Annotated in this window: 11 protein-coding genes and 1 pseudogene; 8 read left to right on the top strand and 4 right to left on the bottom strand. The window is 38.3% G+C overall.

Annotated features, from left to right (window positions below; translation table 11 throughout):
* Nucleotides 1-8 precede the first annotated feature (8 nt).
* The 3 genes from A2G56_RS04700 (at nt 9) to A2G56_RS04690 (ending at nt 3,120) form a co-directional block, all read left to right on the top strand.
* On the top strand, nt 9-1,628 hold the full coding sequence (locus A2G56_RS04700; RefSeq protein ID WP_062709765.1) for a type I restriction-modification system subunit M: 1,620 nt from the start codon (nt 9-11) through the stop codon (nt 1,626-1,628).
* A 77-nt stretch (nt 1,629-1,705) separates the two neighbouring features.
* A complete protein-coding gene (locus A2G56_RS04695) occupies nt 1,706-2,194 on the top strand; it encodes a restriction endonuclease subunit S (RefSeq protein ID WP_062709762.1) in 489 nt (162 codons plus the stop codon).
* Nucleotides 2,188-3,120: a site-specific integrase gene (locus A2G56_RS04690; protein WP_062709759.1), complete on the top strand. Its 933-nt coding sequence runs from the start codon at nt 2,188-2,190 to the stop codon at nt 3,118-3,120. The genes A2G56_RS04695 and A2G56_RS04690 overlap by 7 nt, the downstream gene beginning before the upstream one ends.
* A 21-nt stretch (nt 3,121-3,141) precedes the next feature.
* On the opposite strand, the gene A2G56_RS04685 is transcribed toward A2G56_RS04690, so the two are convergent.
* The 3 genes and pseudogenes from A2G56_RS04685 to A2G56_RS04670 form a co-directional block, all read right to left on the bottom strand.
* Nucleotides 3,142-3,630 carry a restriction endonuclease subunit S gene (locus A2G56_RS04685; RefSeq protein ID WP_082785106.1) on the bottom strand — a complete coding sequence of 163 codons (489 nt, stop codon included), beginning with the start codon at nt 3,628-3,630 and terminating at the stop codon, nt 3,142-3,144.
* Nucleotides 3,631-3,970: 340 nt separating this feature from the next.
* Nucleotides 3,971-5,203 (bottom strand): annotated as a pseudogene (locus tag A2G56_RS10195) (ISL3 family transposase).
* Between the two features lie 201 nt (nt 5,204-5,404).
* Nucleotides 5,405-6,073, bottom strand: a complete 669-nt coding sequence (locus A2G56_RS04670) for a metal-dependent transcriptional regulator (protein WP_062709753.1) — start codon at nt 6,071-6,073, stop codon at nt 5,405-5,407.
* A gap of 144 nt (nt 6,074-6,217) precedes the next feature.
* Between A2G56_RS04670 and A2G56_RS04665 the strand changes: the two genes are divergently transcribed.
* From A2G56_RS04665 to A2G56_RS04650, 4 genes are all read left to right on the top strand, one after another.
* Nucleotides 6,218-7,156 carry a metal ABC transporter solute-binding protein, Zn/Mn family gene (locus tag A2G56_RS04665; RefSeq protein ID WP_062709749.1) on the top strand — a complete coding sequence of 313 codons (939 nt, stop codon included), beginning with the start codon at nt 6,218-6,220 and terminating at the stop codon, nt 7,154-7,156.
* 143 nt (nt 7,157-7,299) lie between these two features.
* Nucleotides 7,300-8,058 (top strand): metal ABC transporter ATP-binding protein, encoded by a 759-nt coding sequence (locus A2G56_RS04660; RefSeq protein WP_062709746.1) that lies wholly within the window; start codon nt 7,300-7,302, stop codon nt 8,056-8,058.
* Nucleotide 8,059: 1 nt separating this feature from the next.
* Nucleotides 8,060-8,920: a metal ABC transporter permease gene (locus A2G56_RS04655; protein ID WP_062709743.1), complete on the top strand. Its 861-nt coding sequence runs from the start codon at nt 8,060-8,062 to the stop codon at nt 8,918-8,920.
* A gap of 13 nt (nt 8,921-8,933) precedes the next feature.
* Entirely contained in the window at nt 8,934-9,761 is an 828-nt protein-coding gene (locus A2G56_RS04650) for a metal ABC transporter permease (RefSeq protein WP_082785150.1), read from the top strand.
* A 160-nt stretch (nt 9,762-9,921) separates the two neighbouring features.
* On the opposite strand, the gene A2G56_RS04645 is transcribed toward A2G56_RS04650, so the two are convergent.
* Nucleotides 9,922-10,722 carry a peptidylprolyl isomerase gene (locus A2G56_RS04645; protein WP_062709737.1) on the bottom strand — a complete coding sequence of 267 codons (801 nt, stop codon included), beginning with the start codon at nt 10,720-10,722 and terminating at the stop codon, nt 9,922-9,924.
* A gap of 123 nt (nt 10,723-10,845) precedes the next feature.
* Between A2G56_RS04645 and A2G56_RS04640 the strand changes: the two genes are divergently transcribed.
* Nucleotides 10,846-12,054: a hypothetical protein gene (locus A2G56_RS04640; RefSeq protein WP_062709735.1), complete on the top strand. Its 1,209-nt coding sequence runs from the start codon at nt 10,846-10,848 to the stop codon at nt 12,052-12,054.
* Nucleotides 12,055-12,106: the final 52 nt, after the last annotated feature.

The following is a 12,106-nucleotide window of genomic DNA, read 5'->3' as shown; positions in this document are numbered from 1 at the left end:
AATAAATTATGGCAAATGCGAATGAAATTACATCAAAATTATGGGGAATGGCCAATAAATTGCGTGGAACCATGGACGCAAGCGAATACAAGAACTATATTCTTCCCTTTATGTTCTATCGTTATCTATCAGAAAATCAAGACGACTATTTGAAGACAAATCATTTAGAAGAATTTTATGAAGTCACAGATGCCGAGGAAAAAGAAGAGTATCTTGAAGAAATCTCACGAGGCATTGGCTATGCCATCGATCCAGATTATATTTGGGAGAAAATGGTCTCAAAAATCGAACATCATAAAATCAAAGCTAGTGATTTTCAAGATATGTTTGATTCCTTCAATATGAACGCCAAGCGCAATCCAGTAGCAGCGGATGATTTTGCGAATGTTTTTTCAGATGTCAATCTAGGAGATACTCGTCTGGGGTCTTCTACAAATGAGCGTGCGAAAGCCCTAAACGACATTGTTTTGATGATTCATGAATTTGATTTTAAAGATGAGTCAGGAAAAGACATTCTAGGAGATGTCTATGAGTACTTGATTGGACAATTTGCTGCCAATGCTGGAAAAAAAGGGGGAGAGTTCTATACCCCTCATGAAGTCAGCAAAATTCTGGCAAAATTAGTCACCATGGATGCCGGACAATCAGACGAACAATTCCATGTCTATGACCCAACAATGGGATCTGGTTCGCTTCTTCTAACGGTTCAAAAAGAATTGCCACACGGAAGTGAGAATGGATCAGTCAATTTTTATGGACAGGAGCGAAACACGACAACCTATAATTTGGCGCGCATGAACTTGATGATGCACGGAGTCAATTACCGAAATATGACTCTCAAGCGTGCAGATACCTTAGATGCTGACTGGCCTTTTGCGGAAAAAAATGGCGTCCAAATCCCTTTGAAATTTGATGCAGTCGTGGCTAATCCTCCTTACTCTCAAAAATGGGATATTAAAAATATCGATCGTGAGAAGGATACACGCTTTAAAGGCTTTGGTGTAGCCCCAGCCTCAAAAGCAGACTATGCCTTTATCTTGCATGGTTTATATCACTTAGAAAAAACAGGGACAATGGCTATTGTTTTGCCACATGGGGTGCTGTTTCGTGGTGCATCAGAAGGGAAAATTCGTAAAAATATCATCCATGAAAATTTGCTGGATGCCGTGATTGGCTTACCAGCTAACCTCTTTTACGGAACCAGTATCCCAACCTGTGTCCTAGTCTTTAAAGGACGAGAAGCGCGTGGTAATAAGAAGGATATTCTGTTTATTGACGCGTCTAGAGAGTTTGAAAAAGGAAAAAATCAAAACAAGCTATCAAGCGAAAATATCGACAAGATAATTGAGATTTATCGCAACCGAGAAGATGTTGAAAAATATGCACATGTCGCAACGCTTGATGAAATCAAAGAAAATGATTATAACTTAAACATTCCGCGTTATGTTGATACCTTTGAAGAGGAGGAACTACCACCATTATCAGAAGTAGCGCAGGAGTTACAACAGGTACAAGCAGAAATCGAGCAATCTTCCCGTGAGTTATTCAAGCTCCTAGGCTCACTTAAGGGTACAACAGATGAAGCACAAGAAGAATTGACAAAATTTATCAATTTATTTGGGAAATAAGGAGCGTCAAAAGGAGCAAGAAAAGATTTCTTGCTCCTTTTACTTTCGCTTGGGAACAGCGGAAGTTGAGGGAAGTGGTGGAAAGAGTATCACAAACAAGTGGGAAAGCAGGGCTGCCACGTGTAGAGTATGAAGATATTATTTCTGGTCAAGGTCAATTGAATAAGAATATATATTTAAAGAGTAGTAATAAGAAAGGTATATTATTTGAGGTGGGGGATATATTATTTGGAAAGCTTCGTCCATATCTTAAAAACTGGCTTTTAGCAGATTTTAGAGGAATTGCTGTTGGTGACTGGTGGGTACTGCGATCTAGTAAAGTTAGTCAACAATATATTTATACTTTAATACAAACGTCGAAATATCAAACTGTATCTAACTTATCTACTGGTACGAAAATGCCACGTTCAGATTGGAGCCAAGTATCCACAGCAGATTTTTTCTTCCCAAAATTTCAAGAAGAGCAAACCACCATTGGCACTTTCTTCTCCACTCTTGACTCCCTCATCACCCTTCATCAGCGTGAGTATCAGCCTAATTTTATTTATGGAGGAAAAAAATGCTGAATGAAATTACAAAAAATGATTTGTTTCATGTGTATTATAAGAAATGGATAACAATTTATAAAGAAGGAGCAATTCGAAATGTAACGATGGCAAAATATTTAATGACTCATAAATGGTTAGTCTTATTGGTTCCGCATTTAACCATCCAAGAATTAACACGAATATCCTACCAACAACTTCTTAATGATTATGCACAAGAGCATGAACGTCAAACTACTATGGATTTTCATCATCAACTAAAAGGGGCAATATTAGATGCCGTGGATGAAGGTCTCATCGATCGAGATCCAACCAGAAAAGCCATTATAAAAGGGAAAACACCACGTGAGAAAAAAATAAAATATTTAAATCAATTTGAACTGCATACATTACTTACGAATCTTCATTTAGGTAATCAAATAAATTGGGATTGGTTTATTCTACTTGTAGCAAAAACAGGTATGCGATTTTCAGAAGCACTTGCATTAACTCCCAAAGATTTTGATTTCTCTCACCAAATGTTATCTATTTCAAAAACTTGGGATTATAAGGGAAAAGGGGGGTTTTTACCAACTAAAAATCGTTCCTCTATTCGAAAAATTCAGATTGATTGGCAGACTGTCATCCAGTTTTCTGAATTAGTCAAAAATCTGCCAGAAAACCAGCCCATTTTTGTGCCCTCTTCTAAGAAAATTTATAATTCTACTGTAAATGGTGTGCTGACACGATTATGCGAGAAATCAAATATCCCAATAATTTCTATACATGGACTACGTCATACGCATGCGTCCTTATTATTGTTCGGTGGAGTATCTATTGCAAGTGTCGCTAGGAGGCTTGGGCACGCAAGTATGACGACTACTCAAAAAACTTATCTACACATCATTCAAGAATTAGAAAATCAAGATATTGACTTGGTTATGCGGTCGCTATCAAACCTAAGTTAACTGCTAAATTTTTAGCAAATTTTACTCACGCTGATGAAGGGTGATGAGGGTGTCAAGGGTGGAGAAGAAGGTACCGATGAAGGTTTGTTCGGCTGGGTTGCTTGGAACAGAAACAATCTGTTCTTCTAGATCTTTTTTGCTTAAATTGCCAATAGCACCATTCCCACCTAAAACATAGGAATTTATAAATTTATCATACCAAGCCGAACTCATGAGAGTATTCACAAAGTAGGGATTTTTTGCAGTTGCAATTAGCATAAATCCACCGTGAACCATTTCTTGCTCAACATTTTGTATTAGTGCATGTTTTCCAACTAAACGACTAGAACCATTTGCAGAAGTAATTAAAATATCCTTTTCTTTGACAGAAGTAATATTAACCGCTGTTGGATTTACGAAAACATCATCATCTCTGATGACAAAAGTATCTTCATTTATGTTTGAGGACCTTAAAACACGAATGCCATTATCTGAAACATCGTTAGGCTTGTAAGTTAAGCCACGTCTTATTTTAGCTAAATCTCCAAACTTCCGCTGTTCCCAAGCGTTTGTCTAGTCGTCGCTGGTGCAATGTTTTTTACTTTCTAGATTGGTGACAGCTGTTTTTCTAGGATTGTCAAATGGTAAAAAGACTCGTCCAATTATCAACACTTCCTCGCATGCGCATTTGGTAGGTTTTAGGTATAATGGGCAACAAAATGACGTGGCTATAGGCCCATAATAAGAAATGAAAAATGATGATGTATTGTTCTTTTAATTAGCTGCTTTGATTTCTAAAAAAACTTTGAACGGCAAAATGTTCAAAGTTTTTTTAATGGCTCTTTGTCAACTGTAGTGGGTTGACTTATAGTTAACACCGAGAGAGGACCAGTTTGGTCTTCTCTTTTGTTGTATTCAAAGCAAGATAAATCCGTTTTTTGAAGTTTTCATCTTCCTAAAGCCAAAAGCATTTCGCTTAATGACTTTAATAAGGTTGTTGGTCGCCTCTAGTTTAGCGTTGGAATAAGGTAGTTTCAAGGCATTAATAATCTTCTCTTTGTCTTTTAGAAAGGTTGACAAGACGGTCTTGAAGATGGGATGGACCTGTTTTGATGGTATCAGAAATGAGTTCAAAGAAGTGTTTCTCCTGCTTTTCTTGGAAATGAAAGAGAAGGCATTGGAAGAGGTCATAGTGGTGGCGTCGTTCATCAGAGTGGCCCAAAAGACGTTTGCACAATCTCCTGATCGGTCAAGTGCATGCGAAAAGTCGGACGATAAAATCGTTTATCATTGAGTTTTAGACTGTCTTGTTGGATGAGTTTCCAGTAACGTTTTAAGGCCTTATAGTCGTGAGATTGACGCTCAAATTGGTTCATGATTTGGATACGGAAACGGTTCATGGCACGAGATAAATGTGGAACAATGTGGAACCTATCAAGTACAATCTTCGCCTTAGGAAATAGTGTCTTAGCGATGTCATAATAGGGACTAAACATATCCATGGTGATGACTTTGACACGACAGCGCACCTTGTGAGAATACCGCATGAAATGATTTCTGATGACAGCTTGCGTCCGCCCATCAAGGATAGCGATAATCTTGTTAGCATCGAAATCTTGGGCAATAAAGCTCAGCTTTCCCTTCTTGAAAGCATACTCATCCCAGGACATGTTCTCAGGTAACCAGGTTAAATCGGTCTTGCACTCAAAGCGGTTGAGTTGCCGATAGACGGTTGAGACAGAAACAGACAGGTCTTCAGCGATTTTTGTCATTGCTTCACGGCTCATGAGTTTGTCGGTGATTTTGTGGTTAATGATGTTGGGAATCTGATGATTTTCTCTGACTAGAGAGGTCTTAGCGACAGCCATTTTCCCACACGCTTGACATTTGAAGCGACGCTTTTTGAGACGAATCAGTACTTTACAACCCGCCATTTCCAAATAGGGAATTTTGCAAGGCTTTTGGAAATCGTACTTTGTCATTTTTCCTTGACAAACAGGGCACGGTATTCTCTGTGAGTGAAGAACTTGTCAAATTGCTTTTCAAAAGTGATGTTAGGGTCTTTAATGTCGAGTGAACCTTTGATATCATCTAGTTGTTCCATATAAGTCTTTCTAATGAGTGGTTTGGTTGCTTTTCATTATAAGTTATATGGGACTTTTTTGCTATATTCAAAAAGACTCCATAATCTCCGATGGGAATTTACCCACTACAGAAATTATAGAGCCTTTTTAATAGTATCAAGTACCTCATGTAGTCAATGGGTTTGGAGCGTAAGTGGTCTAGGTAATCCCTATAATACTAGTTAGTTGGGTTTTGCTGAATCGAGATGCTTCTCGACAAAAAGTTCCTGACAAACGATTTGGGGAAGTGTTAAGGACCATTTTTCAGATATGATGGTCATCGTTTTGGTGTAATCATCAATTTCAATCAGTTCGAATGAATCTAATAAGTGAAAGTTATGTTCTTCTAAGTAATTTAATAAGTCAGCATGATCATGATAACGTTTTAAACTATAGCAGCCAAGTTCTGTGACATCTGTTAAGCAGTTAGTATAGGTTTCATTGAGACATTCATTTTTTCGAGGAATACTCCCTCCATGCGGGCAAGTCTCAGGAAAATCAAGAATTTTCTCTAAACGATCGATAAACTTATCAGAAACGCTGTGTTCTAAAATTTCAGCTTCTTCATGTACTTCTTTTTCAGAGTAGCCTAAATCTTTGATTAAAAATAACTCGATTAAGCGATGCTTTCGATAGAGACTAGAAATCAGAACCATTCCTTTTTCAGTAACGAGATATCCTTTTTGTTTGTCCCTTGTGATCCAGTTTTCATGGATCATTTTTTTGATCATTTCAGATACAGCAGGCGGCGAAACGTCCATCTGTGCGGCAATTTCTTTGTTGGTAATCTTAGCGTTGTGCTCACTCAATTCATAAATGCGTTTGAGGTAATCTTCTTTATTTGGAGTCATAATATTACTTTCTTAATTCATATCCTAAATTAAGTATAGCAAAATTTACGGAAAATTGTTGACAAGATAAAAATAAAAGGTTAGTCTATTTATAAAATTAAGTATACCTAATTTATTTTATAAACCTATTTAAGGAGTTTTCAGATGAAGAAAATACTAAAATGCCTATCACTCTTACTGTTAGTTCTTGTTGGTTTGACAGCTTGTGGCTCTAAAGAGAGTAGTCAAGCGTCAAATGCTAAGCATGATAAGCCAGTTGTTACCGTTACCACGTCATTTCTAAATGATATGGTCAAACAGTTAGCGGGTAATTATGTCAAACGTGAGTTAATTATACCGGCTGGTGAAGACCCACATCTTTATGTTGCCAAGTCAAGTGATTTAAAAAAATTACAAAAAGCTGATTTGGTCTTGTATCATGGTTTACACTTTGAAGGGAAAATGGTGGATGCCTTGGAACGAAAAGGAACAGCTGTGACAAAAAACTTTACCAAAAAAGATATTGGTACCATGGATGAAGATGGCAAAGAAGTCGTGGATCCTCACTTCTGGTTTGATATTAACTTGTACCAAAAAGCAGTCAAGGAAGCTTCCGAAGAATTGAAGTCATTGCTACCGGAGCATCAAAAAGAAATTGCTAAAAATACTAAAAAATACCTTGCTGACTTAGATAAATTGGATCAATGGAATAAGGATGCCTTGTCCGTTATTCCAAAAGAAAGTCGCTACTTGGTTACACCACACGATGCCTTTAACTATTTTGCCCGTCGTTACGACTTTACCTTGTATGCACCACAGGGGGTTAGCACCGATTCCGAAGTCGCTAACAGTGACATGATGGAAACGGTCAACTTGATCAATAAACATCATATCAAAGCTATTTTCACTGAATCAACAACAAATCCAGAACGTATGAAAAAACTACAAGAAGCAGTTGCTGCTAAAGGTGGTAAAGTAGATGTTGTTTCAGGTGAAGGTAAAGAACTATTTTCAGATTCATTAGCACCAGAAGGTCAAGATGGTGACAGCTATATTGACATGTACAAGCACAATACTAAGCTTATTGTTGACTCACTGAAATAAAAAGCGATTGAGGGGAAAATTAACGTTTCCTCTCAAATTGTCATGACACTTGAGACCTATCTCCCAACGATAAGTGGTACCATTCTCTTATCTCAATAACTCTTTAGAAAGGAAGGGCACTCTGAAAAGAGTAACTAACTATTATGGAAACAGCTATTCAAATTAAGGATTTATCCGTATCTTATCAATCAAATCAAGCCCTATCTCATCTAAATTTAGAGATTCCTAAGGGGAGTCGTGCGGCTATTGTTGGTCCCAATGGGGCTGGGAAGTCCACTTTATTTAAGAGTCTTCTCCAATTGGAGAAGGCTCAAACTGGTCATATTTCCCTACTCGGCAATGACCAACCTTCTCCCCAGTGGTTAGCTCGAAAAGTAGCTTATATTCCCCAGGCGAGTCAAGTGAACTGGCAATTTCCAGCAAGGGTTTTTGATATAGTTTTGATGGGACGCTATTCTTTGATTGATAATTGGTTTAAGAAACCAGGGAAAAAAGATAAGGAAGCAACCTTAGCTGCTCTAGAAAAAATGGATTTGCTAGATTTTCAAAAACGCCAAATCGACCAACTATCTGGTGGACAGAGACAGCGGGTTTTTTTAGCTAGAGCGCTGGCTCAAGAAGCTGACTTGTATCTAATGGATGAGCCACTGGCTGGTGTCGATATCAAGACAGAACAGAAGATTATGGATATTCTTCGCGATTTTCAAAAGGAGAAGAAGACCTCGGTCGTTATTCACCATGATCTTCAAAGTGTGGCAACTTATTTTGATTACCTTGTTTGGCTCAACAAAAAAACAATTGCTCAGGGGACTATCAACCAAGTCTTGACAGAAGAAAATTACCAAGCAACTTATCAAGTTTTGTCACAATCGCCATTCTTGACAAGGCGTAAGGGGGATTGAGATGTTAGCTGTTTTGACGGACTATTCTTTTTTGACCGTAGCCTTTGGAACATCGGTTTTTGCACTCGCCTCTTGCTTGCTGGGCTCGCTTAGCGTCCTGAAGCGCCAAAGCCTTATTGGAGATGCCATTGGTCATGCGTCTTACCCAGGGGTCATCTTAGCCTTTATGGTTTTTGAATCACGCAATCCTTTACTTCTGATGTTGGGAGCCATGCTGACAGGTCTTCTCTCTTACAGTCTGATTTACGTTATTAATACTTATGGTGGGCAGAGCTTCGTTAATGCCTTATCCTTGGTATCAGCTTCGTTTTTTGGATTAGGGATGGTCTTGAAGAATCTTCTTCAGGGGAATCATCATTATCAGAATGCTTCTCAGGCTGGGCTTCAGACTTATTTATTTGGGCAGGCTGCCTTTATTCAAAAATCAGATATTTATTTGATTCTGGGAGTTTCCCTTGTGGCATTAGGACTATTCGCTTGTTTTTTCCAACGTCTAACGCTTTACCTTTTCGATGAAGGGTTTGCCCAAATGAGTGGCCTACCTCTATCGTTGATTAAAGGAGGTCAAGTTATATTGATGACAGCTTTGATTGCCGTTGGTTTGAAAGTAGTCGGTGCTATCTTGATGAGCAGTTTCCTCATTGCACCGAGTATTTTTGGTCTATTGTTAGGCAAAACCTATAAGCAAACCTTAGTTTTAGGAAGTCTGATGGCAATGGCCTCTGCCTTTTTGGGAAGTTTAATGAGTTCTAGTATTCGTGGAATGTCTACGGGACCGGCCATTATTGTTTGCATGATGTGCTGCTTAGGGATTGCTTTTTTCTGGTCTACCCATATTCGAAAGGAGAATCGGCGTGTCTGAAGTGCTTTTAATAATGATTGTTACTGCTATGTCTTGCAGTTTGATTGGTAACATTTTAGTGATCAGCAATCAAAGTATGCTTGCAGATGCTTTGTCACACTCAGTTCTTTTGGGAATTGTGTTGGGATTCTTTCTGACACAAGATTTAAATTCTCCCTTGCTATTGATTGGTGCCAGTGTATTTGGGGTACTGACGATTGTTATGATTGAAGCCATTCATAGTCAAAAAGTCGCCCAAGATGCAGCGACAGGTTTAGTTTTTACATTCTTTTTCGCACTGGGAGTTATGCTGATTTCTTTATTTGCTAGAAATGTTCATTTGGATTTAGATGTGGTCTTGATGGGAGAAGTTCTTTTTACGCCATTTGTGAGAAGCCAACTTTTGGGAGTTGATTTACCGGTTGCCTTATTGAGGGGGAGTTTACTTTTAATTTTTCTAGCACTCTTTTATTTCCTATACTTTCGACGTTTGTCTCTTTATTTATTCGATAAAACACAGGCTAGGTTGGTGGGAGTCAATCTTGGACTGCTGAAAATGTCTCTGACCTTTCTGGTTTCTTTGACGATTGTGGCTGCTTTTGATAGTTTGGGCTCAATCACAGTCATTAGCTTTTTGGTTGCTCCTGCCATGATAGCTAGCCTATGGTCGCAGACTTTTCTGACTTTTACGATGCTTAGTCTCCTTTCATCCATTCTATTGGCTAGTTTGGGATATTACTTGGGAATGCTGCTTGATGTGACCGTTTCTGGTATTTCAGCAGTAGTAGCTCTGATTAGTTTTCTAGTTCTTTTATTAGTTAAAAACATCGTGGTTCTCATTTCAAAGAGAAAACCAATCTAAAAAACACAGGCAGAAGATGGTGTTAGTGCATCTTCTGCCTGTGTTTTTTGATGAGAATTTATTTCAAAAGTAAAAAGTTTGATATGTCTGATGATCTTGCCTTATATTTAGGCTTTAGTGAGTCAATCCTATATCGATTTTCATTGAGTGTTAACGGCTATCACTTGCTTTTGGCTTCTTGTTTAACCGTAATTTTGTTAATGGTAACCTTTTCTTTTGGTTTGTCCCTATCACCAGTTTCGACTGCGGCAATCTTGTCCACAATATCCATACCAGAAATGACTTGGCCAAAGACAGTATACTTACCATCCAAGCTCAAGTTTCCCCCATCTTTGTAGGCATCGATAATTGGCGTAGGGTAATCACCTTCTTTGACTTGGTTGGCTTGGTTCTTAGGATTTTGATTGATGAAAAATTGGCTGCCGTTAGTACGATCTGACCCAGCATTAGCCATAGAAAGCGCACCTCTAAGATTGTAGAGGAAGGGTGTGATTTCATTTTTAAAACCAGTACCTGAGTCAATGTTAGAGTCTTTCCCGTTCCAAATAGATTGGCCTCCAGTACCATCGCCATTTGGATCACCTGCTTGAATCATAAACTCTTTAATAACCCTGTGGAAGGTTAAGCCATCATAGTAACCTTCTTTAGCGTGAGTGATAAAGTTTTCCACAGCTAGCGGCGCATATTTAGGGAACAGTTTGATATTAATATCTCCCAGACTTGTGGATAAAATGACTTGACTCTCATCTTTGGCTACCTTATCAGATAACTGGGGAAAGGCATCTTGATCTGATTTCAAGGCTTTTTGAATATCTTTTTGATATTTAGTATTGGCTTCTTTGGCTTGTTGAAGTGACTTTTTTTGATTGACATAATCATCGCCTTTGAGGGTTCGTTCCACCTTGTCACAACCTGTTAAAAAAATAAGACCAACTAAACTGATTAGCAATAATTTTTTCATAGTAACCTCTATTTAACAAATGAATTAGTGAAATTATACCATAATTGTGCTTGAATGTGATGACAAACCTATGAAAACGATTTTAATCATGGTAGAATGTATAAAATGGTAAAGGAGGCTCTTATGGCTACAAAAGAAGAGTGGGTAAGACTATTTGAGACGGTTGTGGGACGTAAACCAACGTCAGATGAATTTATGGCAGCGAAAGAAGGGGGATTTGACCCATCTCAGATGTTGCGTATTGCTGGTTTTCATCAGGGCCAAGGGGATTCAGAGACAGCGACTTCTGTTCAGAACAAAAGAGTAGAGACAACGAAGTCTCAGCAATCCGTAACTGATTTTGATTGGCAAGTTCCAGAAGCCAGTCAAGTAACAAATGAACCCATGCAATCAGCTGGTAAACTTGGTATCATTTTAGCGATTGTATCATTGGTCTTGTCATTGAGTTTACTATTGGCGGCTTGGCTGACGCCCTTTGTTGTCATTTTCTTGGTGCTCTCTGTTTTAAATCTTAGTTTTGCTGGAGTGGTTCTCTTCTTAAATCTTAAGAAATCAGGAAAGCTCTTATCTATTGTAGCAACAGTGGTGGCTGGACTTGTTCTTCTTTCTTCATTGGGGGCATTGATGTTTCATCATTATCAAGAAAAGCAACTTGCTGCTCTCGACCAAAGAAACAGCCAAGAAATGAATAAAGATGATGCTCTTGATCATTCTGATAAGGGTGATGAAGCAGATAGCACAGACGTTAATGATTATATTGACAAAAAAGCGTCGTTTGCTTGGACTGAAAAGGATTTTACAGCTTTAACATTTGCTGGTTATGATAATAAAGAAGGTACTAGCTTAAAGGAAATCATCAAAAACCATGGTAAGGCAAATGATGCTGAAGTTTCAGGAAATGCTCTGACCTTGACTTACAAATCAGGAAGTGGCGTTAACCGTAAGGAAACGCGTCTTCGTTTTGAAAAACAATACGATGGGCGCTTTATTTTATCTAGTGGCAGTGCTTACGGGATCAGCGAAGCGGTTAAGCTTAATCACAATTACAAATCAAATTGGACTAAGGCAGAGTATGACAAGTTAATGCAGGGTGATTATGAAACAGGAAAAGGTGGAAGCAAGTGGAGTCATATTCAGAAGAAATATGGAGATCCAAAAGATGCCTTTGTTCATCTCTCTAACTATGGAGATGGTGTCTCAAAAATGTTAAATGTCACCTATAGTGATTATGATTCTGAGGATGGTAAGCTAAGCTATGTGACTCTCGATTTTATAGAAAATGACGGAGAATACTACCTTGTTCAGAAATACTCAGATCAAGATGAGTCTTAGTAAAAGCAGGCTGTGGTCTGCTTTTTTATGATGTGTCAAGAGGTACAAACAA

It is taken from the genome of Streptococcus halotolerans, from assembly GCF_001598035.1.
GTDB lineage: Bacteria > Bacillota > Bacilli > Lactobacillales > Streptococcaceae > Streptococcus > Streptococcus halotolerans.
Note: the sequence above shows the minus strand (reverse complement) of the source record. Positions and strands in the feature narration are given on the sequence as shown.

Bases quoted from the DNA above. Each gene is read 5' to 3' on its own strand.
- A2G56_RS04700 (WP_062709765.1), top strand. From the start codon at position 9: ATGGCAAATGCGAATGAAATTACATCAAAATTATGGGGAATGGCCAAT.
- A2G56_RS04690 (WP_062709759.1), top strand. From the start codon at position 2,188: ATGCTGAATGAAATTACAAAAAATGATTTGTTTCATGTGTATTATAAG.
- A2G56_RS04670 (WP_062709753.1), bottom strand. From the start codon at position 6,073: ATGACTCCAAATAAAGAAGATTACCTCAAACGCATTTATGAATTGAGT.
- A2G56_RS04665 (WP_062709749.1), top strand. From the start codon at position 6,218: ATGAAGAAAATACTAAAATGCCTATCACTCTTACTGTTAGTTCTTGTT.
- A2G56_RS04660 (WP_062709746.1), top strand. From the start codon at position 7,300: ATGGAAACAGCTATTCAAATTAAGGATTTATCCGTATCTTATCAATCA.
- A2G56_RS04655 (WP_062709743.1), top strand. From the start codon at position 8,060: ATGTTAGCTGTTTTGACGGACTATTCTTTTTTGACCGTAGCCTTTGGA.
- A2G56_RS04650 (WP_082785150.1), top strand. From the start codon at position 8,934: ATGATTGTTACTGCTATGTCTTGCAGTTTGATTGGTAACATTTTAGTG.
- A2G56_RS04645 (WP_062709737.1), bottom strand. From the start codon at position 10,722: ATGAAAAAATTATTGCTAATCAGTTTAGTTGGTCTTATTTTTTTAACA.
- A2G56_RS04640 (WP_062709735.1), top strand. From the start codon at position 10,846: ATGGCTACAAAAGAAGAGTGGGTAAGACTATTTGAGACGGTTGTGGGA.